Annotated in this window: 24 protein-coding genes; 11 read left to right on the forward strand and 13 right to left on the reverse strand. The window is 71.0% G+C overall.

Translation table 11 applies throughout. The annotated features are described in order from the left end of the window. Positions 1-9: 9 nt before the first annotated feature. From L8M95_RS12220 to L8M95_RS12240, 5 genes are all read right to left on the reverse strand, one after another. Positions 10-1,971 carry a galactan 5-O-arabinofuranosyltransferase gene (locus L8M95_RS12220; protein ID WP_260486410.1) on the reverse strand — a complete coding sequence of 654 codons (1,962 nt, stop codon included), beginning with the start codon at positions 1,969-1,971 and terminating at the stop codon, positions 10-12. Between the two features lie 2 nt (positions 1,972-1,973). Continuing rightward, on the reverse strand, positions 1,974-2,735 hold the full coding sequence (locus L8M95_RS12225; protein ID WP_260486411.1) for a decaprenylphospho-beta-D-erythro-pentofuranosid-2-ulose 2-reductase: 762 nt from the start codon (positions 2,733-2,735) through the stop codon (positions 1,974-1,976). 420 nt (positions 2,736-3,155) lie between these two features. Beyond that, positions 3,156-4,619 (reverse strand): FAD-binding protein, encoded by a 1,464-nt coding sequence (locus L8M95_RS12230; RefSeq protein ID WP_396118796.1) that lies wholly within the window; start codon positions 4,617-4,619, stop codon positions 3,156-3,158. A 121-nt stretch (positions 4,620-4,740) separates the two neighbouring features. Then, positions 4,741-6,039 carry a lipase family protein gene (locus L8M95_RS12235; protein ID WP_260489246.1) on the reverse strand — a complete coding sequence of 433 codons (1,299 nt, stop codon included), beginning with the start codon at positions 6,037-6,039 and terminating at the stop codon, positions 4,741-4,743. Between the two features lie 197 nt (positions 6,040-6,236). Further along, a complete protein-coding gene (locus L8M95_RS12240; protein WP_260486412.1) occupies positions 6,237-6,899 on the reverse strand; it encodes a TetR/AcrR family transcriptional regulator in 663 nt (220 codons plus the stop codon). A gap of 140 nt (positions 6,900-7,039) precedes the next feature. Between L8M95_RS12240 and L8M95_RS12245 the strand changes: the two genes are divergently transcribed. Genes L8M95_RS12245 through L8M95_RS12255 form a run of 3 tightly spaced genes read left to right on the forward strand, consistent with a single transcriptional unit; the run spans position 7,040 to position 10,651 of the window. Further along, positions 7,040-8,173 (forward strand): VOC family protein, encoded by a 1,134-nt coding sequence (locus L8M95_RS12245; protein ID WP_260486413.1) that lies wholly within the window; start codon positions 7,040-7,042, stop codon positions 8,171-8,173. After that, positions 8,170-9,117, forward strand: a complete 948-nt coding sequence (locus L8M95_RS12250) for a fumarylacetoacetate hydrolase family protein (RefSeq protein ID WP_260486414.1) — start codon at positions 8,170-8,172, stop codon at positions 9,115-9,117. The genes L8M95_RS12245 and L8M95_RS12250 overlap by 4 nt, the downstream gene beginning before the upstream one ends. A 16-nt stretch (positions 9,118-9,133) precedes the next feature. Then, a complete protein-coding gene (locus L8M95_RS12255) occupies positions 9,134-10,651 on the forward strand; it encodes a bifunctional 3-(3-hydroxy-phenyl)propionate/3-hydroxycinnamic acid hydroxylase (protein WP_260486415.1) in 1,518 nt (505 codons plus the stop codon). A gap of 105 nt (positions 10,652-10,756) precedes the next feature. Here L8M95_RS12255 and L8M95_RS12260 read toward each other — a convergent pair whose 3' ends face one another. Continuing rightward, positions 10,757-10,939, reverse strand: coding sequence for a hypothetical protein (locus L8M95_RS12260; protein ID WP_067714780.1), 183 nt, complete (start codon positions 10,937-10,939; stop codon positions 10,757-10,759). 322 nt (positions 10,940-11,261) lie between these two features. Here L8M95_RS12260 and L8M95_RS12265 point away from each other — a divergent pair, with 322 nt between their 5' ends. Genes L8M95_RS12265 through L8M95_RS12275 form a run of 3 tightly spaced genes read left to right on the forward strand, consistent with a single transcriptional unit; the run spans position 11,262 to position 15,737 of the window. Continuing rightward, positions 11,262-11,774 (forward strand): GtrA family protein, encoded by a 513-nt coding sequence (locus tag L8M95_RS12265; protein WP_396118800.1) that lies wholly within the window; start codon positions 11,262-11,264, stop codon positions 11,772-11,774. A gap of 11 nt (positions 11,775-11,785) precedes the next feature. Then, entirely contained in the window at positions 11,786-13,840 is a 2,055-nt protein-coding gene (locus tag L8M95_RS12270; protein WP_260486417.1) for a DUF6541 family protein, read from the forward strand. A gap of 25 nt (positions 13,841-13,865) precedes the next feature. Next, positions 13,866-15,737 (forward strand): glycosyltransferase, encoded by a 1,872-nt coding sequence (locus tag L8M95_RS12275; protein WP_260486418.1) that lies wholly within the window; start codon positions 13,866-13,868, stop codon positions 15,735-15,737. 24 nt (positions 15,738-15,761) lie between these two features. Here the strand turns inward: L8M95_RS12275 and L8M95_RS12280 are convergent, their stop codons facing one another. Then, positions 15,762-16,160 (reverse strand): RidA family protein, encoded by a 399-nt coding sequence (locus tag L8M95_RS12280; RefSeq protein WP_260486419.1) that lies wholly within the window; start codon positions 16,158-16,160, stop codon positions 15,762-15,764. 187 nt (positions 16,161-16,347) lie between these two features. On the opposite strand from L8M95_RS12280, the gene L8M95_RS12285 reads away from it, so the two are divergent. Further along, positions 16,348-17,508, forward strand: a complete 1,161-nt coding sequence (locus L8M95_RS12285; protein WP_260486420.1) for a hypothetical protein — start codon at positions 16,348-16,350, stop codon at positions 17,506-17,508. 3 nt (positions 17,509-17,511) lie between these two features. On the opposite strand, the gene L8M95_RS12290 is transcribed toward L8M95_RS12285, so the two are convergent. Continuing rightward, positions 17,512-18,711, reverse strand: a complete 1,200-nt coding sequence (locus tag L8M95_RS12290; RefSeq protein WP_260486421.1) for a TerC family protein — start codon at positions 18,709-18,711, stop codon at positions 17,512-17,514. A gap of 104 nt (positions 18,712-18,815) precedes the next feature. Beyond that, positions 18,816-19,301 (reverse strand): PaaI family thioesterase, encoded by a 486-nt coding sequence (locus L8M95_RS12295; protein WP_260486422.1) that lies wholly within the window; start codon positions 19,299-19,301, stop codon positions 18,816-18,818. Between the two features lie 149 nt (positions 19,302-19,450). Here L8M95_RS12295 and L8M95_RS12300 point away from each other — a divergent pair, with 149 nt between their 5' ends. Next, positions 19,451-19,642, forward strand: coding sequence for a ferredoxin (locus tag L8M95_RS12300; RefSeq protein ID WP_260486423.1), 192 nt, complete (start codon positions 19,451-19,453; stop codon positions 19,640-19,642). Here L8M95_RS12300 and L8M95_RS12305 read toward each other — a convergent pair. From L8M95_RS12305 to L8M95_RS12320, 4 genes are all read right to left on the reverse strand, one after another. Then, positions 19,629-20,234: a TIGR03086 family metal-binding protein gene (locus L8M95_RS12305; protein ID WP_260486424.1), complete on the reverse strand. Its 606-nt coding sequence runs from the start codon at positions 20,232-20,234 to the stop codon at positions 19,629-19,631. The two genes, L8M95_RS12300 and L8M95_RS12305, sit on opposite strands and share 14 nt — an antisense overlap. A gap of 93 nt (positions 20,235-20,327) precedes the next feature. After that, positions 20,328-21,362 carry a glycosyltransferase gene (locus L8M95_RS12310; RefSeq protein WP_260486425.1) on the reverse strand — a complete coding sequence of 345 codons (1,035 nt, stop codon included), beginning with the start codon at positions 21,360-21,362 and terminating at the stop codon, positions 20,328-20,330. Continuing rightward, a complete protein-coding gene (locus tag L8M95_RS12315) occupies positions 21,352-22,170 on the reverse strand; it encodes an ABC transporter ATP-binding protein (RefSeq protein ID WP_260486426.1) in 819 nt (272 codons plus the stop codon). The genes L8M95_RS12310 and L8M95_RS12315 overlap by 11 nt, the downstream gene beginning before the upstream one ends. Before the next feature lie 12 nt (positions 22,171-22,182). Then, complete coding sequence (locus tag L8M95_RS12320) at positions 22,183-23,070, reverse strand: ABC transporter permease (protein ID WP_396118805.1); 888 nt, start codon at positions 23,068-23,070, stop codon at positions 22,183-22,185. Positions 23,071-23,136: 66 nt separating this feature from the next. Here L8M95_RS12320 and L8M95_RS12325 point away from each other — a divergent pair, with 66 nt between their 5' ends. Genes L8M95_RS12325 through L8M95_RS12335 form a run of 3 tightly spaced genes read left to right on the forward strand, consistent with a single transcriptional unit; the run spans position 23,137 to position 25,951 of the window. Further along, the gene (locus L8M95_RS12325) at positions 23,137-24,153 is read left to right on the forward strand and encodes an NADP-dependent oxidoreductase (RefSeq protein ID WP_260486427.1); all 1,017 of its coding nucleotides are present in this window, start codon (positions 23,137-23,139) and stop codon (positions 24,151-24,153) included. A 59-nt stretch (positions 24,154-24,212) separates the two neighbouring features. Next, the gene (locus L8M95_RS12330; RefSeq protein ID WP_260486428.1) at positions 24,213-25,571 is read left to right on the forward strand and encodes a polysaccharide pyruvyl transferase family protein; all 1,359 of its coding nucleotides are present in this window, start codon (positions 24,213-24,215) and stop codon (positions 25,569-25,571) included. Next, a complete protein-coding gene (locus L8M95_RS12335) occupies positions 25,568-25,951 on the forward strand; it encodes a hypothetical protein (RefSeq protein ID WP_260486429.1) in 384 nt (127 codons plus the stop codon). Before L8M95_RS12330 ends, L8M95_RS12335 begins: the two co-directional genes overlap by 4 nt. Positions 25,952-26,052: the final 101 nt, after the last annotated feature.

Genomic DNA, 26,052 nt, shown 5'->3' on the forward strand with positions numbered 1-26,052 from the left:
ACCGCTTGATCACCGCACCACGATCACGGCGAACGGTCCCACGTCGTGGACCTCGAAGTGGGGACCCTCCACGGCCTCGGCCGGGATGGTGACGCCGAACCGTCGCACGTTGGGGTCGTTGGGGTAGGTGTCCTCGGCCAGGCGCAGCGTGTACCCGTCGCCCGACGGGCGGGCGACGATCGCGTCGGGACCGCGCCACGGCGTCTCATCCATCATGGCGCGCAGTTCGTCGCCGCTGGTGGCGTCCTGCCACCGGACCATGGCATCGTTGCGGTCGGCGTACCGCCCCAGGGGGTTGGCGTAGTGGGAGGTGACGGCCTGGAAGGCCAGGTACGGGTGGTAGGCGAGGAAGGCGTCGGCGGTGCTGACGACGACGAGGTCGGTGCGCCTCCGGTCCGGGAACGCCTCCCGGATGGTCTCGTCGACCTCGGCGTAGTGGGACTCGGGCCCGGGTGGGTAACGGTCCGCCCGCTCTCCGTGACCGTCGGTGTCGGTGTAGGCCAGCCGGATCTCCTCGTGCAGGTGATCGGGGATGCCCTGCGCGTGGGCCAGTGCGGCCAGGGACGCCACGACGCCCACCACCGCGGTGGCCCGGCGACGACGATCGGCCGCCTCCGCCGCGGGTCGATCGGCGCCGTTCTGACGCCCGGCCGCGCGCACCGCGAGGCCGGCGACGTCGGCGATCGCGAAGACGCCCGCCACCACGAGCAGTCCGATGAGCACCGGCTCGAGCCGGAAACCCAACATGGTGGTGCCCAGGACGGTGATCGCCATGGAGGCCAGGCACCACAGGTAGACGGCCACCACGCCCAGGCCCAGCGCCTGTGCCCGGCGCGAGGTCCACGCCCGGACGACGATCCACACCAGTCCCGCCAGGCACACCCAGCCGGTGAGGCCGCCCGCGGTCATCGGCAGCGGCAGGCGGGCGCCGGCGTCGGGCAGGTAGTGCATCGCGGTCCCGGAGTCCGCGGGGGTGCCGCGCAGGGCGGCGAGCAGGTAGGGCGCCCACACCATGAGCGCGATCGCGATGGAGCCGAACCCGATCGCCGCGAGCCGGACCGCGGGCAGCCAGAGCGGGAAGGATCCGCGGGTGGGATGGGGCCCGCCGGCGCTGCGGCGGGCGACCGAGGCGGCGACGGTCGCGACCAGTGCCATGAGCACGACGGTGCCCGCCGCCAGGCCCGTGTACAGCGTGTATGTGCTGGCCGATGCGCCCAGGAACAGGGTCGTGGCCAGGGCCGCGCCGCGACCGGCGTGCCGCGCGGTGGGGTTGACCGCGTGCCAGGCGAGGATCAGCACCGGAGGGATGAACAGCGCCACGATCGCGCCGTAGGGCTCGGGGCTTCCGTAGGCCAGCACGATCGAGGTCGAGGCCAGTCCCACCGCGGCGCCGAGATCGGTCCGCAGCAGGCGGGTCCAGAGCACCGTGACCAGCGCCGCGGCGACCGCCAACGAGAGGATCGACCACGGTTTGAACGCCGCCCACCCCTCGAGTCCGGCGAGGTTCGCGAAACGCCCGCCCAGCCAGAACCAGCCCGACGGGTAGAACGAGGGCAGGTCGGCGTACGCCATGTCCGGAAGCCCGAGCGAAGTGGCCGAGCGACCGAGGAACTGGGTGCGGAACTCCTGGTCCACGCTCACGCCGTGCAGGTACAGCCGCGAGGCGGCCAGCGGGATCCCCAGCGTGGCGGCCACGAGCAACGCCGAGCCGGTGGGGGCCGCGAGCTTGCCCAGCCGGACCAGAGCGGCTCGGCCCCCCGGCCGCTCGCCGGCGCGCGCGGACAGGATCCCCAGCACCACCAGGGCGACAGCCGCGGCCTGACCGACCACCGTGAGCGCCCGCAGGACGTTGGAGTTGCCGTAGGCGGGGAACGAGACGAGGGAGAACCCGGCGAGGACGACCGCGGTGACGACGGCGGCCAGCAGCGTCGCCGCGCCGGCCAGACCGAGTCCCCGTAGCGCCACCGGCATCCCTAGAAGGGGAGCTTGCGGAAGATGGGGCGCGGCACGTGGGTGAGCACGGCCATGACCCCGCCGAACGCGGCCGGCGCGAAGACCGCACCCTTGCCCGCACCCGCCTTCTTCACCGCGATGCGGGCGACCTCTTCCTTGTTGATCGTCAGCGGCGCCTCCTTGACGTGTGCCGACATGCGCGTGCGGACCTGGCCGGGGCGGATGACCAGGACGTCGACCCCGTGTTCGGCCAGCGCGTAACCGAGGCCGGTGTAGAAGGAGTCCAGGCCGGCCTTGGTGGAGCCGTAGACGAAGTTGGAACGGCGGGCCCGGAGCCCGGCGGCCGAGCTCATGGCGATGATCCGGCCGTAACCCTGGGCCTTCATCCGCTCGGCGAGGAGCACACCGACCGAGACGGCGCCGGTGTAGTTGATCTGTGCGATCTGGACGGCCTTGCGCTGGTCGGACCAGAGTTCCTCGTTCTCTCCCAGCAGGCCGAACGCGACGATGGCCACGTCCACGTCCCCGCCGGCGAAGATCTGCTCGAACGCGGCCGGGTGGGACTCGGTGGCGGCGGCGTCGAAGTCGACGACCTCCACCGCACTCGCACCGGCGGCCGTCATCTCGGCGCGCGCGTCCTCGACCCCCGGGTCGCCGGGCAGGCAGGCCAGGATCACGCGCATCGGGCCCTGCTGCAGGTACTCGGCACAGATGGACAGGCCGATCTCTGAGGTTCCACCGAGGAGGAGCAGGGTCTGGGGGACGCCGACGGCATTGATCATGGGCAGGAGTCTACCGAGGGAGTCCGACGCCGCTGTGTTCCTCTCGGGTGGCGGGCGAATCGGGGCGCGCGGGGCGGCTCGGGTGACCGCGCAGGGGTCCGGTCCGGTCGGAACGCGCGCCCGGGGTCAGGTGGGCCGGGATGGGGGCGGCCCGGCCGGGCGCGTCCCACGGGGACGTGACGAGGCCGCGGAATGCGGAGGGGCCGACCTTCGCGGCGACCGCTCCCACACCGTCGAGGGTGGGGTGGTCACCAGCAGGGCGATCGCGGCGACGGCGGTGCGGAGGATCATGGCGGGTGCTCCATCGGATGCTCCGAGCACTCTCGAAGCGTGGGGGCCCACCAGTGTCACTCCGCGGCCGGGGTCGTGTGAAGCCCCCGACGGGACGCCCCCGGTAGGACGCCCCGACGGGGAGCCCCGTCAGATCAGCTCGAGGCGACGCCCCATGTCGGAGACGAACACGCCGTTCGGGTCGATCTCCCGGCGGGTGGCGATCCACGAGTCGATCCGGGGGTACATAGCGTGGAAGCGCTCGGCCGGGACGCGGGAGTCCTTGGCCGTGTACAGCCGCCCGCCCATGGACATGACCTTGGCGTCGAGTTCGTTGACGAACGCGTTGAGACGGCCGTTGATCGGGAAGTCCACGCAGACGTTCCAGCCCTCCATCGGGAACGACAGCGGCGCCTGGTTCCCCGGCCCGAAGAGCTTGAAGACGTTGAGGAAGGAGTAGTGACCGGAGCGCTGGATGTCGCGGATGATCTCCTTGAAACCCTCGACCTCACCGGGCGGGACGATGAACTGGTACTGCAGGAACCCCTTGGACCCGTAGGCCCTGTTCCACTCCGAGAACAGGTCGAGCATGTGGTAGAACGCCGGCAGTGTCTTGATCTGGTTCCGGGACGTGCCGCCGAGCCGGTAGTACACCTCGCCGATGGGGCCGAAGGTGTACTTGTTGGCCAGCCCGTTGGGGAAGACGTCCGGGAAGGTGATCAGCGGCTTGGCGTCCATCGCCAGCGGGTTCCTGGCCAACTTGGGCGCGTACTCCTCGAGCTGGGCGAGGGTGGCCAGCGATCCGCGGGAGACGGCGGCCCGGCCGAGCTTCGGGGGCGCGCTGATCGCGTCGAACCAGGCCGAGGAGTAGGTGTACTTCGACTCGGAACCGTCGGTGTGCAGGGCGATCGTCTCGTCGAGCGAGCCGGTCTGATCGGAATCGGCCAGGAAGAACGCGGTCTCGGTGCGGGTCATGGCGATCCACACCTTGAGAATCACGCCGGTCAGACCGTTGCCACCGACCGTGGCCCAGAACAGGGTGCCCTCCGGGTCGTCGGCCGTACCGCCCGGTTCCAGCGTCAACACCCGACCGTCGGCGACGAGCAGCTCCATGCGCGTGACGTGGTTGCCGAACGAGCCGGCGGAGTGGTGGTTCTTGCCGTGGATGTCGTGCCCGATCGCCCCGCCGACGGTGACCTGACGCGTGCCGGGCAGCACCGGAACCCACAGTCCGAACGGCAGGGCCGCGCGCATGAGCTGGTCGAGGTTCACACCCGCGTCCACCACGGCCAGGGCCTTCTCGGCGTTGAGCTCGTGGATGCGGTTGAAGTGGCTCATGTCCAGCACGAGGCCGCCGGAGTTCTGGGCGCTGTCGCCGTACGAGCGACCGAGCCCGCGGGCCACCACGCCGCGGCGCAGGTGCGCGGGACCCGAGGCGTTGGCGTCGTTGACCGCCGCCACGGCTGCCGATACCTCCTCCACCGAGCGCGGAGTGAGGACGTGGCTCATCGCGGGGGAGGTTCGTCCCCAGCCGGTGAGGCGCTTGAGTTCGGTATCCAGGGAGACGGTGTTCGTGGAGGGCTGGGCCGGGGCGGAGTTCTGGGCGGTGCTCACACGATCGAGGGTACCGCTCGCCGCCGGCCGACCCATCCCGTGACGGCCCCGACGTGACGGCCGCGACGTCACCGCGGTGCTCATCGGCGGCCGCCTCAGGCGTCGGCGACCGCCGGCGGAGCTAGCGGCAGCCGGAGGTGAACGGGACTCCGCGGGCGCGGTCGTCGACCCAGTCGAGTGCCGGACCCACGGCCGTGTACGCGGCGAGGATGTGTTCGCCCGGCACGGGCGTGTACTCGACGTCGGCGCCGGCCGCGCACCACTCGTCGGCCAGTTGCCGGGCCGTCCATTCGGGGACGAACGGGTCGCCGGGGCCCTGTGACGAGCCCGGGCCCGGCCCGATCGGCGCGGCGGCGTCCCCGTGCCACACCTGGACCGGGCCGGTCGGCACCTCGCGGGGGTCCGCGCCGCGTGTCGGGTCGGCGGTCCCCAGCCGGTTGCGGGCCAGGACCTCCGCAACGACCGGGTCGGTACGCGGGTCGACGTCGGTGAGCATCGACAGCGGGGTGTGGAAGATGCCGGCTGCGGTATTGGCGGCGGCGCACGAGTCACGGAGTGCATGGGCGGCCACGTCCCCGGCGTCGTTGAGCAGGGAGTACAGCTCGGGGTACTCGCGGGCGATCCCCAGCACCGCGGCGAGGAAGAGGCCCGAGCCGAGGGTCCCGTCCAGGGTGTCGAACAGTTCCGAGTAGTCGGCGGGGACACCACCCACCGATGACCCCACCAGGACGCCGGTCAGCTCGGGTGCGTAGACCGGCTGCAGCTGGGCGGCCCAGCCGGTCGCGATTCCGCCACCGGAGTAGCCGACCTGCACGACCCGCGAGTCGGCGAACAGCGGGCCGGGGTCGCCCGGCGGGACGAAGGCCCGGGCCGCGCGGATCCCATCGAGGACGGCCCGGCCGTTGGCCCGGCCCGCGGCGTACGCGGCCTTCGGGCCCTGGAAGTCCGTGACGACCAGGCCGTATCCGCGGTCGGCCAGGATCTGGAGGAACGGCGGCAGCTCGAGGTTGAACTCGTGCGGCAGTACGTGCGACGGCATGCACGTCAGGCCGAGGGAGTCGATCGTGACGTTGAACGACACGAGCGGCCGCGTGCCGGGCCCGGTCCACGGAGTGGCCGGCTCGATGACAGTGGAGACGATCTGCTGCGGTCGGTCGTGGGAGTCGGTGCTCTGGACCAGCACCTGCCAGCCCCGGCCGAAGTTGCGCATGTTGTGCGGGGGGATGGTCACCGGACGCGAGTCGAGGATCGTGCCGGGGGCGGTGGCGGGATCGACGACGGGCGGGGAGGAGTACCACGGGTCCGGCGACGGGCTGGGCAGATACCGCTCCGGCGTTCGCTCGTGCGGCGGGGCAGGTCGGAACGCGGCCATCGGATCGGGCACCGCGACGGCCGAGGATCCCGCCGCCGGGTCGGACATGGCCACCGCCGGAGACTGTCCGGCGACAACGCAGGCCAGAGACATTATTGCCGCGGCGACTGCGCGGCCGGGACGGAGGGGACGCCGCGACCTCATGCGCGTACGTTATCGCGCCCCTCGGACACGGCCACCGGGTGGTCGACACATCAACCCCCTCCCGGCCGGGGTGATCCGCCCCAACGGGCAGGCGGCCCCCGTCAGCCCGGGCCTGCCTGCGTGAATGGCACCCCGCCGATGTCGGGGAGAGGAAGTCCGCAGAGGCGGCGGGCCTCGCCGGAGGCCAGACCGAAGGTGCGGAGGAGGTCTTCGGTGATCCGATCGGTCGCGTCGGCATCGTCCCGACCGGGCTGGTCGTGCAGCAGCTGGGCGAGGCCGATGGTCGCACCGGCGACCAGCGCCAGCGCGAGGTCCTGATCATGGAACGTGAAGCGCCCCGCCGCGGCCGCGGCCCCGAGGTCGCGGCGGGCGCGGGGCGCCAGTCCGAACTCGGAGGAGATGAGTGACGCGCCTTCGGAGAGGATGACCCTCGAGAGTTCCGGATGAATCCGGTGGAGGCGGCCGGTGACCCGAAACGATCGGGCGAACACCTCTGCCGGGTCGTCCGAACCGGTAGTGAGCTCGTCGAGCATCTCCCCGTGCGCCTCGAGAGCCTCGTCCACGGCGGCCCGGAACAGGTGTTCCTTGCTCTCGAAGTGGTTGTAGAACGAGCCCATGCCCACGTCGGCGGCCTGGGTGATCTCGAGAACCGGCACCGCCGTGCGCCCCTGGGCGAGGAAAGACTGAGCGGCATCCACGAGCGCGGCGCGGGTACGCGCCTTGCGGCGTCGGAGGCGGTCCTCGCGGGTTCCGGTGTCGACCATGGGTCGCGTTGCCTCCTTCGTGGACGAACTCTGTGTCGAACCTAGCAATCCGGTGCATTTCTGACGATATCGTCAGAACCATTGACTGATGATTGCGTCATGAGTGACGATATCGTCAGTCGCAGATCTAGGAGGCCAGGATGGGCCAACAGTCCGACCCGCACGCGCACCTGCACTCCGAGCAGGGCGCACTGCGTGGTGAACACCCCGGTCGTGCCGTGGATCCGGTGATCAAGGTGCAGTCGCTGGCCTGGCTGGAGTTCGAGAAACCCGATCTGGACCGGGCCGAGAACTTCGCGCGGGCCTTCGGGTTATCCACGGTGAGGGTCACCTCGACCGAACTTCATCTGCGCGGGACGGACCCCGGAGCGGCCTGCGTCATCATCCGCCGAGGTCCCCGCTCTCGCTTCGTGGGTGCCGCCTTCGCGGCCGCGGAGCGCCGGGACGTCCTCCGGTTGGCCGACGCCACCGACCGCACGGTCACCGCGCTCCCCGAGAGCATCGGCGGGGTTACCGTGGACCTCACAGATCCCGGGGGAAGCCTGGTCCGGGTGGTCTCCGACGCCCACGAAGCTGCGGCGCTGACCCCGCAGCAACCGCAGGTGGTCAACGCCGGGCCGCAGATCGCCCGCATCAACTCCGCCCAGCGCCCGCCGCGCGAACCGGCGCGGATCGAGAGAGTCGGACACGTGGTGCTCCAGAGCGCCCACTATCTCGACAGCCTCAACTGGTATCTGCAGCACCTCGGCCTCATCGTCAGTGACTTCCTCTACTACGAGGGGCAGCGCGAGCGGGGCCCCGTCATGAGCTTTATGCGCTGCGACCTGGGGCCGGTCCCCTCCGACCACCACACCCTCGCCCTCACACTCGGGCCCCGGGACCGCTACGTGCACTCGGCGTTCCAGGTCTGCGACCTCGACGCGATCGCCGCGGGCGGCGAGTTCCTGCTGGACCGGGGTTATCGACGGTCGTGGGGTATCGGCCGCCACATCCAGGGCAGTCAGATCTTCGACTACTGGCGCGATCCAGACGGCTTCCTCGTCGAGCACTACGCCGACGGCGACTTGTTCGACTCCACCCTTGAGCCCGGCTGGGCTCCGATGACCGCCTCGGGACTGGCGCAGTGGGGTCCGCCGGCCACCCCGGACTTCCTCGGCATCGCACCGGGGAAGGAGTCCTTGCGTGAGCTACGCGCCATGGCCTCGTCGCTGCGAGGCGACACCGAATTCGATCTCCAACGCCTTCGCGGCCTACTGAAAGTTGCCTCCACATGAGTATCTCCGTCCTTCGCACCGCCGACGCCTGGTGGGTCCAGAATCTCGACGGTGCCGCGAGGATCGACACCGCCGCCACCACCACGGGGGAGCTCCTCGGAGACCGGGCGGCGATCGTCGCAGCCGAGGCCGCGGGGCCCGGCGAGCGCGTGCCGGTCGATGACCTCGACCTCGTCTCCCCTGTGACCGCGCCGTGCCGGGTGGTCGCGCAGATGACCAATTACGCCACCCATGTCAAGGACTCCGGGATGGACCCCCAGACCGTTCCGCTGACCTTCTTCCGCAAGTCCTCCGGGTCGATCAGCGGCCCGTTCGACGACGTGATCAGGCCGGCGCACGTCACACTCCTCGACTACGAGGTCGAGATCGGCTTGGTCGTGGGATCGCCGCTGCGGGTGGGCACCGAGGTCGACGAAACCACGCTGCCGGAGGTCGTCGCCGGGCTCGTCATCACGAACGACGTCTCCGCCCGTGACGTGCAACTGCCCAAGACCCAGTTCTACGAGGCCAAGTCGTACCCGACGTTCACCCCCGTCGGCCCCGTCCTCGTCCTCCTGGACGCCGCAGAGTTCGCCCGCTTCGACGATCTCCGCTTGACGCTGCGGGTTAACGGCGAGATCCGCCAGGACCGGAAGGTGGGCGGGGACATGATCTACGGGCCGGTCGAGGCGCTGCGGACGTTGGCGGGTTTCCAACGGCTCGACGCGGGGGACCTGGTACTGACCGGGACTCCCGGTGGGACCGCCCTCAAGGCCCCACCCAAGCTGATCGAGAAGATCGGTGCGCTGCTGCCGCCGGCGCTCAAGTGGAAGAGCTTCTTCAGGGGGCAGGCGAAGAACCCCGCCTATCTGAAGGACGGGGACATCATGGAACTCTCGATCGCCACCGACGACGGCGCCCTGGACCTGGGCATCCAGCGCACTCGGGTGAGGTATGCCCGGTGAGGGCCGGGGTCGGTCCATGACGGTGACACGCCACTCCGTGGTGGTGGTGGGCGCCGGCCCGGTGGGGATGGCCACCGCGATCCTACTGGCGGACCGCGGCGTGGATTGTCTGGTCGTGGACCGATGGTCGGATGTGTACCCGCAGCCCCGGGCAGTGCATCTCGACGACGAGGTGTGTCGAATCCTCTCGAGGCTCGGGTTGGCCGACGACTTCGCCCGCATCTCCCGTCCGGCGCACGGGCTGCGTCTGGTCGACGCCGGCCGTTCCGTCCTCGCGCAGTTCACGCGTAGCCCCGGTGCGGGGGTCCACGGCTTCCCGCAGGCCAACCTGTTCGACCAGCCGGAACTCGAGAAACTCCTGCGTGCCGGTCTCGCGCGCCGCGAACATTGCACGTTCCGCGGCGGGGTCGAGGTCATCGATGTCGCCAACACCCGGGAGGGTGCCCGGGTGACCATGGTGGACTCGGTCACCGGTACGCGGGAGACCGCCCACGCCGCGTACGTCCTCGGATGTGACGGGGCGAACAGCGTCGTCCGATCGTCGATCGGAACCGGGATGGAGGAGCTGGGCCCGGAGCAGCGTTGGCTGGTCGTGGACATCGCCACCGACAGGGATCTCGGGCACTGGGACGGCGTGCACCAGGTGTGTGACCCGCAGCGGGCCGCGACCTTCATGAGGATCGGTCCGACGAGGTACCGCTGGGAGTTCCGATTGCTGCCGGGGGAGAGCGCACGCCGGTACGGTGACTTGCCCGCCCTGTATCCGCTCCTCGCTCCCTGGATCCAGAGCGCGGACCCCGGCGAGCTGGACGTGGTGCGGGTGGCCGAATACACCTTCTGCGCCCGGGTAACGCTGCGGTGGAGGGACCGGAGGATCTTCCTGCTCGGTGACGCCGCGCACCTCACCCCGCCGTTCATCGGCCAGGGACTGGGGGCGGGATTTCGGGACGCGGACAACCTGGCCTGGAAGCTCGCCGGGGTACTGCGGGGCGGCCTTTCCGCGTCGTACCTCGATTCCTTCGAGCAGGAGCGCAGACCACATGCCCGCGCGATGGTGCGACTGGCCGTGGCGATGGGGTGGGCGATGACGAGCGGCGGGCACCTCGGGGGCGCGGTGCGGCGGCGGGTCGTCCCCCTCGCGGTGCGGATCCCGTCGATCGGATCGAAGATCATCGAGGGTGTCACCCCGCCGCTTGCGGCCTCCCGTCTCGTACACCGGGCCCCCGTGCGCGGCGGGCTCGCCGGGAGCCTGTGCCCGAACGTCACCGTCGGTGAGGACCTCCGACGCCTCGACGATGTCGCGGAGGGCGCAGTGGTGGTGGCGACAGTGGTCGAGCCCACTGCGGGCCAGAGGGCCGAGATCGAGCGTCGAGGAGCCCGTGTGATCCGCCCCGCGGCCGGTTCGGACCTACACCGGTGGCTCACGCGAGGCGGTGCCGCGGCCGCCGTCGTACGACCGGACGGGACCGTCCTGTGCGCCGCGAGGTCGCTGGCGGGCGTGTACACGCGGATCCCGGTGCTCACGTCGACCTGACCTGGCCGAAGGCCTGCCGGTAAACGCCTCGCGCGCGACGTCCCCGTGTTGGCCGGTGGGCCGACGGTGGACGCCGCGCGCGAGAGCGGTGCGGTGGGCTCGCGCTCAGGCGGAGCCGCGGGTGGCCGGCGTCGACAGGACGACGCGGCCGGTGGGCGTGTACGACGGCGAGACCGGGCGACGGTTCGGAGTCCGCAGCGGCGACGACGGCGGGATGGCCCGGCCGGTCGGCGTGTACGAGAACGCGGTCGGCGCGTTGTTCATGGCGGGGTTTCGGTACTGCGACATGGGGATTCCTCCTGGTCGGGAAGCGGGCTGTGGAACCGTCACGTCACCTGGTGACGGGATGACGGGACCTGCCCGGATGCGTTGGGTGGAGGCGACGACGGCTACCCGGGGATGGCGCGGACCTTGTGGTGTGGGCGCCGTGTGAGATGGGGTGGCCGGCAGCGAATCGCTCCAGCGGTATCGAACGCAGTCGGCGGATGTGCCGTTCTCGGTTCGACCAGAAGCGGGCTGGTGTGCCCGCGATCAGGAAAGTGTGGCACGGGCACGGACGCCGCACAAGACGCTGTGTCGATGTTCACGGGCTCGGGCCGGGGCCTACCCTGTGCTGGTGAGTTCCTCCCCCAGAGATTCCGAGGTCCCGGACGATACCGTGCTGGACTCCCTGCGCGGTGTCGTCGATCCGCTGGAGTCGCGGCACGAGTCCGATCCGACCAGTCCCACCGACCTGAAGACGCAGGTCATCCGGTTCTTCCTCACCGGTGTGCTCTCGGCGATCGTCGACTACGGGCTCCTCCAGTTGCTCATGCTCGCGGGCCTGGGCCACGGCGCGGCCAAGGCGCTGTCGTTCGTGGCGGGCACGCTCACCGCGTACGCCCTCAACCGGCGTTGGACGTTCCAGGCGGAGCCGTCTCGGGCCCGGTTCGTGGCCACGATGGGCCTGTACGCGGTGATGTTCGGCGTCCAGTGGGGCCTGTTCATGGTGCTGGTGCCCGTCTTCGAGGACCTGGGCTGGGGCACCTTCTGGGCCACGACGGTCGGCTACGTCATCGCCCAGGGCGTCGCGACGGTGACCAACTTCATCGTCCAGCGGACCGTGATCTTCCGGGTGCGCTGAGCGGAGTGGCTGTGGCGCTGCTCCCGGTCGCCGCGGTGGTGCTGCTGCTGGCGCCGGGCGCGGCGATCTGCCTGGCCGCCGGCACCCGGTGGCGGGACGCGGTGGCGGCCGGGCCGGTGGTGTCGCTGGCCGTGGTCGCGGTGGGGTGCGCGGTCACCGCCGCGGCGGACCTGCGCTGGGGCCTCATCTCCGCCGGGGTGACGGCCCTGGCCGCGCTGGCTTGCGCGTCGGCAGTGGGTATCGCCGCCCGGGTCACCGACCGGGGGACGTGGCGGCGCGGTGAGGGGGAGTACGACGACGACGCCCGCCGCGGCGGGCCGGGCCCGGGAGTGGCGGACCTCGTCGTCGTCGTCCTCGCGGTGATCCCGGTCGCCCACATCCTCGTCGCCACCCGCGGTCTCACCGCCATTCCCCAGGGCTGGGACGCCATCTTCCACGGCGGCGCCACCCGGTTCATCGCCGAGACCGGGCGGGCCGGCCTGACCGACCTCGCGCCGGTGAGCCAGCCCGCCAACCCGCACTTCTTCTACCCGGACACCTATCACGCGTTCGCGTCGCTGCTGGTCGGGCTGCCCGGAGGCGGCCTGCCGGAGGCCCTGGGCGCCGTCTCCGCGGCGACCGGGGTGGTGTTCGTGCTGGGGGTCGCGGTCCTGGCGGCCCGCCTCTGCGGGGGGTCCCGACTCGCGGCGGTGGCGGCCGCGGCGGTCGCCGCGTCGGCGTGGACGTTCCCGTACCTCGCCCTGGCGCGCGGACCCGTACTGCCGTTCGCGTTGGGCGTCGCGGTGATCCCCGGACTGCTCCTGCTGGGTGAGCACCTCGCCGCCCGTCGGTCCCGGATGCCCGCGCACGCGCTGCTCCTGGGCGCCGGGATGGCCGGGGCGTGGTCGGTGCACCCGTCGGTGGCACTGGCCGCGGCGATCCCGCTCGCCGCGCAGGCCCTCGCCGGGCTGGCCGCCGCTCCCGGCCTGCGCCCGCGGCTGGCGGTGCTGGGCGCGTTCGTCCTGGCGGCCGTGCCCGCGGGGGCGTACGTCGGGTGGTCGGTGAGCATGGTGTCGTCCGGGACCACCCAGTCGCTCGCCGGGTTCTCGTGGCCACGGGAGGTGGGTGTGGCGCGGGCGGTCGCCGCGGTGCTCGACCTCGGTCCCACGGCGGTGGCCTCGGTGGGCATGGCCGTGGCGGTGATCGTGGGACTGGCGACGGCGGTCGCCGACCCGCGGCGGCGTCGCCCGCTCGCCGCCCCCGTCGCCGCGCTGCTCGTCTACGGGACCCTGTACGTCCTGGCCGCGGCCGTGCAGGGCGACTGGGTGCGGACGTTCACCGGCTTCTGGTGGGACGACTTCTACCGGTTCGCGTCGCTGCTCGTCCTGCCCTCGGCGGTGCTGGCCGGGGCCGGCGTGCGGGCGCTGGTTCCGCGCGGGTCGCTGCGCCGGCCGGCGGCCCGGGTCGGCGTGGCCGTGGCGGCGGCGCTGGCCCTGCTCACCGCCTCCGGGCACGCGGTGATGGCGCGGGACCTCACCGCCTGGGGGTACGCCGACGGGCCCGCGGTCACCGCCGACGAGCGGCTCGTGCTGGACGCGCTGGGGGAGAGGTACGACGGCGGGGTGGCCCTGAACGACCCGTTCGACGGCACCGCCTGGGTCTACGCGCTCCACGGGGTGCCGGTGGTGTTCGGGGCGCCGCTCGCCGACGACCCGGTCGCGCAGGTCGGCGCCGACCGCATGACGCTGTACACCTCGGTCAACCGCTACGGTTTCGACCCGACCGTCACCCGCGAGATGCAACTCCGGGACGTGCGCTGGGTGATCGTCGGGACGGAGTCCGTGGGCGGGCCGGGCCGGCCGGGTGGGTTCATCGGACTGCACCTCAACCCGAACCTGCGGCTGGTGGAGGCCACTCCCGGCGCCCGCCTGTACGAGGTCCTGCCGGTGCCCGCGGACCACCAGCCGCTGCCCCCGCCACCCGGCATCCCCCCGGTGACACCGCCTGGGCAGCCCCCGAACACCGACTCACCGGTCGTCGAGGCGGCGCCCCCCGGCCCGGGGGCTAGCCTGGACGGCACCGCCTAACCGACTCCCAGGAGCGCATCGCCCCATGGACGCCACCACCGTGACAACCGCAGACGCCGACACCGGGACCGACCGGCCCGAGCGCGACCTGCTGCTCCAGCGCACCCTGTTCTCCGGCCCGCGCCGGTGGGTCAACGACGACCTGTACTCGCGGATCACGCGGGGCGTGGTGCGCCGCACACGCACCGAGCTGCACCTGGAGCCCGGCGCGATCGTCGACACCAACACCTACTTCGGCCGGTTCGAGGCGTCCTACTGGCAGCGCTGGACCATCGTCACGGAGCTGACCGTACGGGTGTCGGTGGAGACAGCCGGGCAGGTCGACGTGCTGGTGCGCGCCTCCGACATCGGCTCCCACGTGCGGACGGTGGAGGTGGTCCACCACCACGGCGACGGCATGGCGGTGCTGCACGTGCCGGTGGACACGTTCACCGACGGTGGCGCGATGTGGCTGGAGGTGCACGCCGTCGACGCGCCCGCGACGGTGTCGGAGGTGGAGTGGAATACGACGACGACGAGGCCCGCCCGCCGCGCCGCCGTCGCCATCTGCACGTTCAACCGGGCGGATGACTGTGCGGCCACGGTCGACTCGCTGGCCTCGGATCCCCTCGTCGCGGACCTGATCGACGACCTCTATGTCACGGACCAGGGCACCGATCTGGTGGAGACCCGCGATCCGTTCCGGCACGCGGCGGAGGAGTTCGGCGACCGGCTGCACTACCTCCGCCAGCCCAACCTCGGCGGTGCCGGCGGCTTCAGCCGCGGACTGTACGAGGCCACCGCACCGGACGGCCCGGGGCCGGTGGACGTGCTGCTCATGGACGACGACGTCCGGGTGGAGCCCGAGACGGTGCTGCGGCTGTTCGCCTTCGCCGCCGTCACCCGCGAGCCGATGCTCGTGGGTGCCCAGATGCTCTACCTGTTCAACCCCGACTACCTGCTGGTCTCGGCCGAACGGACGCAGCTCGACGAGCTCCGGGGCGGGTTGGACGCCGACGAGTTCGCGCTGCGTGACGAGTCGGTGGTCGCGGGCCGGCAGGAGCGGCGGATCGACGCCGAGTACAACGCGTGGTGGTCCTGCCTCGTCCCCGGCGAGGCCGTGGAGCGGGTCGGGCTCCCCATGCCGTACTTCTTCCAGTGGGACGACATCGAGTACGGCCTGCGCTGCCGCCAGGCGGGGATGCCCACGTGCACCCTGCAGGGTGCGGCGGTGTGGCACGCGGACTTCTACTGGAAGGACGGCGACGACTTCGGTCAGTTCTTCTCCCTGCGCAACTCGCTGACCACCGCCGCCCTCCGGCAGGGGATCGACGCGAAGGGCATGGCCAAGAACCTCGCCCGGAGCGTCCTGCGTGCCGTGGCGGCCATGCAGTACGGCCTGGCCGCCACGCGCCTGCGGGGCATCGAGGCGTTCCTCGACGGGCCCGACGGTTCCCACGGGGTGGACGACGGCGGTCAGGCCGCGTTGGCCGCGATCCGTGCCGAGCGCGCGCAATATCCGGAGACCGCCAAGCTCGGCGTGGAGGCCCTGCCCGCCGGGATCGGTGTCCAGCGCAAGGTCGGGATCCCGCGCGAGGACCGCGAGGACCAGGTGCTGGCCAAGCGGCTGCTCATGCAGAAGCTGGGTCGGCAGCGCCGCGGCGTGGTGGCGATCCCGTACGAGGACGCCGCGTGGTGGCACGTCTCGCTGTTCGACGAGGTGTACGTCACCGACGCCTCGCAGACCGGGGTGCACCACCGCAGGGTCGACCCGGCGCGGTCCGCAGAGCTGCAGAAGCGTCTGGTGTCGCTGCTCGCCCGGTTCGTCCGGGAGGCCCCGGCCGCCCAGGAGCGGTGGCGCGCCGCGCAGGCCGAGCTCACCACCCGCGAGAACTGGGCCCGGCTCTACGGCGTGTAGCCCCGCGGGTGGTGCCCCGGTCCATCACGGCACCAGGGCCACCGCCTTCAACTCGACGAGCTGGCCTGGGAACGTCAGCTCGCTGACACCGATCGCACTCCACGCCGTGGGGACGTCCGTCCGGGGGATGTAGCGGCTGCGGACGTCGAGGAACAGGGGTAGATGGTCCTGGAGTCCGACGTGGTAGGTGGTCATCTCAACGATGTGCTCGAAGTCCGACCCGCCGGCCCGGAGTACGGTGCCGAGGTTCTCCCAGGCCGCCACGAAGTGGTCCTCGAGACTGCTGTCGATGACGTTCATCTCCGAGTCCCTCCCGACCTGACCCGAGCAGTAGATCAGGTTGCCGACCTTCACCGCCGGCGAGTAGTTGAACCGCTCCACCAGGTGGGCCATGTCCGCGGGGACGACGATTTCCTTCTGCACTTCTTTTCCTCCGTCTGTGGTCCGGTGTGACGGATTCATCCTCTGGGGGCGATGAGTCGAGTTAGTTAGCTGCATGTAACAGCGGTGGGTCATGGGCTTCCACAGGGTGTGGCGTTCTCCACAGGGGCCGCTCGGATGGCGCTCTCGCGGCCCGGTGCCGGCGGTTCCGTGCGCCACAGTGAGGGGTATGGAGATCCCAGACAAGTACGGTGCCGGAGTGCTCGATGCCGGACCCCCCGATGTCACAGTTCTCGATGCGGGAGCGCGCGGTACGGACGCGGCCGGCGACCTGTCACCACCGGGCAGGGTCCGCAGGGACGCCCCGGGCGCACGTGGCGAACGTGGCGCACTGCCGCCCGGCCCGCTGACCACCGCAGAACTCGCCGGGGCGGTACCGGACCCCGCCGACCGCGCGCGGTACCAACGGATCTGGCACGGGATGTACCGCCGCGCCGACCAGCCGGACGACCTCCGGCTCCGCAGCGTGGCCTTGGCGCGAACCTGGCCCGACGGGGTCCTGCGCGGTCGCAGCGCCGCCCTGCTGTGGGGAGACGACTCCACGCCGCCGGATGCGTTGCCCGAGATCTGGCTGCCGTCCACCCGCAGGTCGTGCCCGGGCCGGGTGTACCGCTACGGCTCGATGCCCGCGTCAGCCGTCACGGAACTCGACGGATTGCGCGTCACCACCCCGCTGCGGACCTGCCGGGACCTCGCGGGGGACCTGGGCCTCGAGGAGGCGGTCGTCTCGGTGGAACGGCTGTGCGCGATGGTGCCCGAGCTGCCGGGCCAGTTGACAGGGGTGGCCGACCATCCGGCGGGCCGGGGCGCGAGGAGGTTCAGAGAGGTCGTCCGGGCCGCGGACCAGCTGTCCGGATCAGTCGCCTCGACGCGGGCCCGTCTCACGCTGGCGGCGGCCGGGCTCGGCGGGTTCGGACACGGGCACACCGTTCGAATGGGGCACTACACGGTGGATTTGCCCCTGGCTGATCCGATGGCCCGGTGCGTGGTGTTCACCCCGGGCGGGAGGGCGGCGACACTCGGACGATCCGCGGAGCGCTACCGGGCGCGCCTTCTGGGCGCCGGCTGGGCCGTGATCGACGTCCGCGGTGGCTCCGCGGACACCGCACCACCGGGCACCCCCGCGCCCGCGGGCGTCGCGCCGCCGACCGCTCCCGCGTCGCTCACCCCGGTCACCCCGGTCACCGATGTCGGCCACCGCGCGGCGGCGGTTCTGCGGGTGCGCTGGCCGTCGACGGAGGTCCGTTTCCCGCTCCGGGGGCACGGCGCGGCGGATCCCCACGGGATGTGGTCCGGCGGTCCCCGGTGGAATCCGGGGCCGCCGGCGTGAGCGTCAGCGGGTGTAGTCGGTCGCCTTCTCGTAGCGTCCCTGCTCGTCCCAGACCCGCCGCAGGAGCTGCTCGAGCTCCCAGACGTCACCCTCGGAGCCGAAGTACTTGCGGTCGATGGTGCTGAGCTTGTCCTCGTTCTCGATGATCTTGCTCCACAGCTTCGCGCGCTCGACCGGGTCGTCGGTGAAGTCCTTGTTGAGGTAATCGTGCGAGTGTCGCTTGAGGTTGCCGAGCACCGTCAACGCCTTGCCGGCCGGGCTGAGCAGGGAGGCGAGGACCGTCACCACGAGGACACCCACGATGATGCCCAGCGAGAGGAACGTGGGGATCTCCACCACGTCCACGTGCTCGCCACCGTTGATGAACGGCAGGTTGTTCTCGTGCAGGGCGTGGAGGATGAGCTTGACGCCGATGAAGCCGAGGATCGCGGCCAGGCCGTACTTGAGGTAGACGAGCCGGTCCAGCAGCCCGTCGAGCAGGAAGTACAGCTGGCGCAGGCCGAGCAGCGAGAACGTGGTGGCGGTGAAGACGATGAAGACGTTCTGGGTGAGCCCGAAGATCGCGGGGATCGAGTCCAGGGCGAACATGATGTCGGTGCCGCCGATCGCGACCATGACGATCATCATCGGCGTCATGACCCGCTTGCCGTTCTCGATGGTGAACAGCTTGTCGTGGTCGTAGTGGTCGGTGGCCGGGATGAACTTCTTGGCCAGGCGCACCACCACGTTGTCGGCGTCGTCGTCCTCGTCGTCCTCGGCGAGCAGCCGGCCGGCGGTGATGATGAGGAACAGGCCGAAGACGTAGAACAGGACCGCGAACTTGTTGAGCAGCGCAGCGCCGACGAAGATGAACGCGGTCCGCGCGATGATCGAGAACACGATGCCGAACAGCAGCGCCTTCTGCTGTCCCGCGCGCGGGACCTTGAAGCTGGTGAGCAGCAGGAGGAACACGAACAGGTTGTCCACCGAGAGCGCCTTCTCGGTGATGTACCCGGCGAAGTACTCCACGCCCATGTCGGTGCCGCCGAAGATCCATACCGCGAACCCGAACACCACGGCGATCCCCACGTAGAGCGCGGACCAGATGGCCGACTCCTTGAGCGTGGGGATGTGCTCCTTGCGCACGTGGAAGAAGTAGTCGAACAGCAACAGGGCGATGATGAGGCCGACTGACAACGACCATGCGAGCGGGGTGGCTCCCAACGGGGGTTCCTTTCCGGGGAGGGCCGGGGACCGGATCATCCTACCCGCGTCCGGCGATCGGAGCCCCCCGTCAGGGTCCGGCGCCGGCCTCCGTGAGGCCCTGCTCAGTCCTGTCGGCGGACCCTTTTTCCGATCGACATGGTGTGCCGGGCTTCGGCTACCGTCGTGCCGCGGGCATCGGTGACCAGTGCGGTGTGCACGATGCTCGTGCGGGATCGCTCGGTCAGCTGCCCGCGGATGGAGTCGGCCTCCGTGCGGGGCACCTCCACGACGCACCGCAGTCGGCCACGGCCGGGGGTGCGGAAGTCGATCGTCGCCGTCTTGGTCCACACCTGGTACCCGGAGCCGAGCTGCCCCGACAGCAGGGCCCCGTAGAGCACGTCGGTGGCGGCGAACAGGGCGCCACCGAACGCGGTGCCGTTGGTGTTGGCCGTCCACGGTGCCACGTGCATGTCGAGTTCCCCGCGTGTCCAGTCCGGGGCGACGTGACGGATGCGGATCCCCGAACCGAGCAGGGGTGGGTAGAGCGACGCGAGGACGGGGAACGCCCGGGGGCTCGAGGTGTAGCGGTGCAGCAGTGTCTTCGGCACGGGGCGAGCTTAACTTACCGACGGGTCAGTTCGGGGTGGGTGTCGATCTGTCGCGACATCGCGAGATTCCTGGACAAAAGCCAACACTTTGTCTAGCTTCAGGGTTCCGGCCCCGAATTCGGAGGTGGCCGTCGACGAGGAGGCACGTCATGAGGATCATCGTGGATCCGGACCGCTGCGAGGGGCAGGCGGTGTGCGTGGGCCTGGCCCCCGCGGTGTTCGAGCTGGGGGACGACGACGAGGTGGTGCGCGTCATCGTCGACGAGGTCCCCGAGGAGCACCAGAAGCGGGCGCGCAAAGCGGTCGAGAAGTGCCCGATGGCCGCACTCAGAGAGGCCTGACGGGCCACGCCCCCGGATCTCGACCGGTGAGCGCGAGCGCCGAGTCCCGGGCGGGGGCGTCCGGCTCGTCGTAACCGGGCACCGGGGGATCGAAGAGTTCCGGGGCCGGGTTGTCGGCGAGGTCCGCCCGGACGAACTCCAGCACGGCCCGGTCGAGCTCGTCGCCCCACCGCAGGTCGATCCGCTGGGAGACGGCGAGATCCCACGCGTGGACGGCGAGGTCGAACACCTGTTGCGCCAGGTAGTGCTTCGCGGGCGCCAGCCCGTAGGACAGGTGCACCTCGTCATCGTCCGGGGTTCCCCGCCATGCCGCCGCCACCGGCGGACGGATCGCGTCCCAGTCGGTGACCAGCTCCGGCCCGGTCGCCTCCCGGAGCCGACGCAGGCGGTCCTCCAGATCGTCGGCCACCTCGTCGACGGTGCCGCCGGCCAGCAGTCCCGGCACCCACAGTTGTTCGTCGACCACGTGGGCCAGCACCTCGCGCGCGGTCCAGTCGCTGCACGGGGTGGCGGCGTCCCAGTCGGTGACGGCGGGCAGCACCTCGTCATAGAGGTCTGCGGCGAGGGCCTGCAGGGCGATCCAGTCGGTCATGGACCCATCCTGCCAAAATCCGCTACCCCGCCTCGGGATCCGCTAGTCGGATTGGAATCGCCGATCCGGATTCGCAGTAGCGGATTTCGTGGGTTAGCCGCCGGGCTTGACGAACCGCTCGCCCGCGCCCATCCGCTGCAGCCGGAGCCACTCGCGGAATCCGGCGGGGTCCCGGCGCGAGACGAGGAAGTACCAACCGAACCGCAACAGTTCCTGCGGGATGAGCCGCCGGTTGCCGGGCTGGGTGAGAACGTACCCGCGGTTGCGGTAGGTGAAGTGGCGCTTGACCGGGTCGTCGGGGAACTGGGTGTGCATCCGCCCACCGAGGATCGGCTTGAACTCGTCCGAGCCCTGGGGATGCAGGTAGGCGGTGGTCAGGCAGGTGCCGAAGGGCACACCGGAACGGACGAGCCGACGGTGCATCTCCACCTCGTCGCCGCGGATGAACAGGCGCAGGTCCGGAACGCCCACCCGGTCCAGGCAGTCCGCGGTGAACAACGCGCCGTTGAACAGCGACGCGATGCCGGGCAGCAGGTCCTCGGTCGGAACCGCGCTCCCGCCCGGCTCGCCCGGCTCGCCCGGCTCGCCCGGCTCGCCCGGCTCGCCCGGCCCGTCCGACCCGCCCGCCCCGCCGGTCCCGCTGCCGTCCCCGTCCCCGGTGAACAACTCTGAGCGGTACCGCCGCCACACCAGGCCGCGCCGCAGCGGGAACGCCAGGCGATCGGGATCGTCGAGGTCGCACACCACCGGCGAGACCTCGGCCAGGCCGTGGCGGTCCATGCAACCGAGGAGTGTCGCCAGCACCTCCGGGCCCTCCGGGCGGCCGTCGTCGTCGGCGCACCACACCAGGTCGGCGCCGGCGGCCAGGGCGTGGAGCATCCCCAGGGCGAACCCGCCCGCGCCGCCGAGGTTGTGCCGGGAGCCGATGTACGTGGCCTCCACCGGCTGCGACTCGACCAGCTCGCGCACGGCCTGCTCGTCGGCGTTGTCCACCACCACGAGGTGATCGACCGGGCGGGTCTGGCCGCACACCACCCCGAGCGAGGCGCGCAACTGCTCCAGCCGTCGGTGCGTGACCACGACGGCCACCACCCGCCGTGCGTCGGCGCCCGCGCCGTCAGCCCTCATGGTGCATCCTGCCGATGTAGTCGCCGATGGACCGGCCAGCCTCGGGGCCCTCGTAGGCGGTGACGATCTCCTCGATGCTGCCGCGCTGGCGGATCCGGCCGTGGTCGATCCACATCGCCGAGTCGCACAGCTGGGCCAGGAACTCGTTGGAGTGTGAGGCGAACACGAGGATCCCGGAGCGGGAGACCAGGTCGGCGAGCTTGACGCGCGCCTTCTTCATGAACTCCGCGTCCACGGCGCCGATGCCCTCGTCGAGCAGCAGGATCTCGGGATCGATGGAGGTCACCACGCCCATCGCCAGGCGCACCCGCATGCCGGTGGAGTAGGTGCGCAGCGGCATGTCGAGGTACTCGCCGAGTTCGGTGAAGTCCGCGATCTCCTCGACCTTGGCCTTCATCTGCTTGCGCGTCTGGCCGAGGAACAGCCCGCGGATGATGATGTTCTCGTAGCCGGAGATCTCGGGATCCATGCCGACGCCCAGGTCGAACACCGGTGCCACGCGGCCGCGGATCCGGGCCGCGCCGCGGGTGGGCTCGTAGATCCCGGACAGCAGGCGCAGCAGCGTGGACTTGCCGGCGCCGTTGTGTCCGACGAGGCCGACGCGGTCGCCCTCGCGGAGGGAGAGGGTGATGTCCCGCAGGGCCTCGACGACGACGACGTTGGACGCGTTGCGGCCGATCGCGCCACCGGCGGAACCCAGGACGGCCTTCTTCAACGACCGCGACTTGGCGTCGAAGATCGGGAAGTCGACGCAGGCGTCCACGCAGTCGATGGAGACGCCACCGGGGGTGGGTGCAGCGGAGCTCATGGGATGTACCTCCTACACCCAGTACGGGACTCGGGAGCGGAACTGGCGCAGTGCCACGAACGCCAGCGCGAGACCGACGGCCGTGCAGGCCAGGACGATCCACCAGTGGTAGGCGTCGATCGGTTGGCCGATCATCGGCGCCCGGACGATCTCCAGGTAGTGGTACAGCGGGTTGAGCTCGGCGATGCGCGCGCGGTCGGCGATCTCGCCGCCCTGCTCGTAGAGCGTCTGCGTGGTCCAGACGATGGGGGTCATGTAGAAGAGCAGCTGCACCATCGAGTCCAGCAGCGGCGCGATGTCACGGAACCGGGTGGCGAGGATGCCGAACAGCATGGCCACCCACACGCCGTTGAGCATGAGCACCGCCAGTCCCAGGACGGACAGCAGCAGGTCCCAGCCGAGCGGCCGGGGGAACACCACCATGAGCACCACCCAGATCACCAGGTTGTGGCACAGGAAGAGGAACTGGCGCCACACCAGGCGGTAGACGTGCACGCTCAGGGCGCTGGGGAGCTGCTTGATCAGGCCCTCGTTGGCGATGAAGACCTCGGAGCCCTCCTTGATGCACCCGGAGATGAAGCCCCACATGATGAGTCCCACGGTGACGTGGGGGAGGAACTCGGCGAGTGGGATCTGGAAGAGGATCGAGTAGAGCAGGCCGAGTGCGACGGCCATGACTCCGGTGGCGATGGTGATCCACAGGGGTCCGAGCGTGGACCGCCGGTAGCGCTGTTTGATGTCCTGCCAGCCGAGGGACAGCCACAGCTCGCGCTGACTGAGCCCCTGCCGCAGGTCGGCGACGGCCCGGCGGAAGGTGTGGGAGTCGTTGACGATCTCGCCGCGGACGCGCTCGTCGGGGAGCGTCGCCGAGGCGGGATCGGGAAGGGACTGGTCCTGCACGATCGGGAAGCCTACTAGAGCCTCGGCCGGTGGCAGCCCCGCCGCGAGTGCGCGTAGACAGTAGAGATGACGACCAGTACACAGATCCAGCTCGCGAGCCGCCCCCGCGGATGGCCGACCCACGACAACTTCCGCACGGTCTCCGTGGACCTGCCCGAGCTCGCCGAGGGTGAGGTGCGGGTGGCGAACGAGTACGTCTCCGTGGACCCGTACATGCGTGGGCGCATGAACGAGGGGCGCTCCTACATCCCGCCGTTCGAACTCGATCAGACGATGACCGGCGCCGCTGTGGGGCGCGTGGTCGAGTCGCGGTCCGGCGCCCACCCCGTCGGTGCGGTGGTCCAGCACGATCTGGGTTGGCGGGACATCGCGCAGGCCGACGGCCGGCAGTTCCGGGTGGTGCGGGAGATCGACGGTGTGCCGGTCTCGGCGTACCTCGGGGTACTCGGGACCACCGGTCTCACGGCGTATGTGGGTCTGCTGCACATCGGACGTTTCCAGCCGGGCGAGTCGGTCTTCGTCTCCGGCGCGGCCGGGTCCGTCGGGTCGGCCGTGGGCCAGATCGCCAAGCTCATGGGGGCCTCCAAGGTGGTCGGGTCCGCCGGTAGCGCGGAGAAGGTCGAGAAGGCCACGAGCAGCTACGGCTTCGACGCCGCGATCAACTACCGCGAAGGCCCGGTCCGCACGCTCCTGCGCGAGCACTTCGGCACCCAGGACGGTGAGGGCATCGACGTCTACTTCGACAACGTGGGCGGGGACCACCTCGAGGCCGCGCTCGACCTGATGAACGACCGCGGTCGGCTCGCGCTGTGTGGCGCGATCAGCTCGTACAACGCCACCGAGCGCACGCCCGGGCCGGACAACCTCTGGTACGCCATCACCCGTGGGCTCACCCTCCAGGGCTTCACGGTGAACAACTACACGCACCTCTTCAAGGAGTTCGCGGAGAAGGTCGGTCCGTGGGTCGCGTCGGGCGAGATCGTCTTCGACGAGACCGTCGTCGAGGGCATCGACAACTCGGTCGACGCGTTCCTCGATCTGATGAAGGGTGCCAACGTCGGCAAGATGCTCGTCAAGATCTGACCGGCCCGCCCGCCGACCCGGGTGGGGGCGCGTCACGGGGGTGCGGCAGGGTTGACGTCATGACGCCGACTCGCCGAGCCGCGCCCGCAGACCGTCTACGGCGACGGATCCGTCGCCGGCTCGATGACGCGCGCGCCGCCGCGGACGCGCGGTGGGGCCGGGCGCGGGAGAGTCACCGGCCCGTGTATCTCGTCGCCCCGGCCGGTCACCCCAATCACGGCGACGAGCAGTTGTTGGCGGGGTGGTTGCGCTACCTGCGGCACGCGCTGCCCGGCACACCCGTGGTGGTGGACTGTCACACGCCCGGTCAGGCGGCGGTCCTCCACCATTCCGAGCACCCGGACGCGCTCTTCACCGACACGCTGTGGCGCCTGGCCTCCGAGCACACCGAGGCCGACGCGGCGGTCGGGTTCTGCCGCCACGCGGTGGGCGATCCCGGGGTGCGGCCCGCGCTCGCCTCGGGCGTCGATCTGCTGCGCAGCGCGTCGGTCATCCACCTGATCGGCGGCGGCTACGTCAACGACCAGTGGCCCCACCACCTGGGCGTGGTGGCGGCGGCGGGTGAGGCCGGCCGACTGTCCGGTGCGCGCGTGGTGGCCACGGGCCAGGGGTTCGTGCCGTGCGGGGACGCCGGACGGTTGGCGGGGGCGTTGCGCGACTACGACCTGGTCACCGTCCGCGACGCGGACTCGTTCGACCTCCTCGCGGGTGCGGGGGTCCCGGTCCGCCACGTGGGCGACGACGGCTGGCTGGCCCTGTGCACGGCGGGTGGCGTCGAATCCGGTGACCACCCGGTGTACTCGGCCGACCCGGACACCTGCCGTGACCTGGTGCTCTGCGCGCAGTCCGACCTGGTCGATCCCGGGCTGCTCGCCGACACCGTCGCGCGGACCCTCGCCGCATGGGCGTTCCCGGGGGAGCGGATGACGGTCGTCGAGTCGATCCCCGGTGGGGACCGGGTGGTGTGGGACATGCTGTGTGCCCGCGCGGAGGCGGCGTCCACCGTCGACGGTGGACCGGGCGGGCGGGGCGACGACGACGACGAGGTCGGCCGCGCTCTGGCCGACCTGCATCTGCCCCGCGCGCGTTTCGTGTCGTTCCGGGAATTGTGGGACTCGGGTCTTCCCGCCAGGCCCGGGCAGGTCTGGCTGACCAGCCGATTCCACCCGCACCTCTTCGCGGCGGCCCGTGGCGCCTCCGGGGTGGCGCTGCGGACGGGGTCGGAATACTACGACGTCAAGCACGGGTCGCTGCTCGCTGCGGGGTCGCCGTGGGGTTCGGTGGCGGCGGACGAGGGCCCGGGCCCCGACGATCCCGGGGTGCCCGCCGCGGGTGGCATCGATCCGGCCACCGTCACCGAGCTCGTGGCGGGCGCGGAGCGGTTGGCGCAGGAGATCTACCGGCCCGGTTCTCGGTGAGACGGCGCGACGCCGGGAGCGATCCCGCGGAGGACGTCGACCTCGATGGCCGCGTACTCGTGGGAGTGTCCAACACCGGGACGGGCGAGGTGGGGTCGCGGACCACGTTCACGTACCACGAGGAAGGCGACGTGGTGTGGGCCGAGTACCGCGGCGGTGAGGTGCTCCGCGGCTACCTGGTGGGCACCCGCAGTGGGGTTGAGCTGCAGTTCCGTTATGTCCACCTCGGCTCGGACGGCCGGACCTCGAGCGGCGTCTGTGACTCGGTGATCGAGGTCCTCGCCGACGGCCGGGTCCGGTTCCGCGAGACGTGGCAGTGGGAGTCCCGGGCGGGCTCGGGTGTCAGTGTCGTCGAGGAGACCTTCCGGTCCGACCGCTGAGCTACGCGCACCCCCGGGTACTTCGCGACCGCTTTGTGCAACTAGTTGCATGAAGGCCGGAGTGGCCGTACGTTCGGGGGAGAAGTCCGCCCGCCCCGGTT

This window comes from Dietzia sp. B32, from assembly GCF_024732245.1.
GTDB lineage: Bacteria > Actinomycetota > Actinomycetes > Mycobacteriales > Mycobacteriaceae > Dietzia.

Excerpts from the sequence above, each read along its gene's own strand:
- L8M95_RS12220 (WP_260486410.1), bottom strand. The coding sequence starts at position 1,971 with ATGCCGGTGGCGCTACGGGGACTCGGTCTGGCCGGCGCGGCGACGCTG.
- L8M95_RS12225 (WP_260486411.1), bottom strand. The coding sequence starts at position 2,735 with ATGATCAATGCCGTCGGCGTCCCCCAGACCCTGCTCCTCCTCGGTGGA.
- L8M95_RS12235 (WP_260489246.1), bottom strand. The coding sequence starts at position 6,039 with ATGTCCGACCCGGCGGCGGGATCCTCGGCCGTCGCGGTGCCCGATCCG.
- L8M95_RS12240 (WP_260486412.1), bottom strand. The coding sequence starts at position 6,899 with ATGGTCGACACCGGAACCCGCGAGGACCGCCTCCGACGCCGCAAGGCG.
- L8M95_RS12245 (WP_260486413.1), top strand. The coding sequence starts at position 7,040 with ATGGGCCAACAGTCCGACCCGCACGCGCACCTGCACTCCGAGCAGGGC.
- L8M95_RS12250 (WP_260486414.1), top strand. The coding sequence starts at position 8,170 with ATGAGTATCTCCGTCCTTCGCACCGCCGACGCCTGGTGGGTCCAGAAT.
- L8M95_RS12255 (WP_260486415.1), top strand. The coding sequence starts at position 9,134 with ATGACGGTGACACGCCACTCCGTGGTGGTGGTGGGCGCCGGCCCGGTG.
- L8M95_RS12260 (WP_067714780.1), bottom strand. The coding sequence starts at position 10,939 with ATGTCGCAGTACCGAAACCCCGCCATGAACAACGCGCCGACCGCGTTC.
- L8M95_RS12275 (WP_260486418.1), top strand. The coding sequence starts at position 13,866 with ATGGACGCCACCACCGTGACAACCGCAGACGCCGACACCGGGACCGAC.
- L8M95_RS12285 (WP_260486420.1), top strand. The coding sequence starts at position 16,348 with ATGGAGATCCCAGACAAGTACGGTGCCGGAGTGCTCGATGCCGGACCC.
- L8M95_RS12300 (WP_260486423.1), top strand. The coding sequence starts at position 19,451 with ATGAGGATCATCGTGGATCCGGACCGCTGCGAGGGGCAGGCGGTGTGC.
- L8M95_RS12305 (WP_260486424.1), bottom strand. The coding sequence starts at position 20,234 with ATGACCGACTGGATCGCCCTGCAGGCCCTCGCCGCAGACCTCTATGAC.
- L8M95_RS12310 (WP_260486425.1), bottom strand. The coding sequence starts at position 21,362 with ATGAGGGCTGACGGCGCGGGCGCCGACGCACGGCGGGTGGTGGCCGTC.
- L8M95_RS12315 (WP_260486426.1), bottom strand. The coding sequence starts at position 22,170 with ATGAGCTCCGCTGCACCCACCCCCGGTGGCGTCTCCATCGACTGCGTG.
- L8M95_RS12325 (WP_260486427.1), top strand. The coding sequence starts at position 23,137 with ATGACGACCAGTACACAGATCCAGCTCGCGAGCCGCCCCCGCGGATGG.
- L8M95_RS12330 (WP_260486428.1), top strand. The coding sequence starts at position 24,213 with ATGACGCCGACTCGCCGAGCCGCGCCCGCAGACCGTCTACGGCGACGG.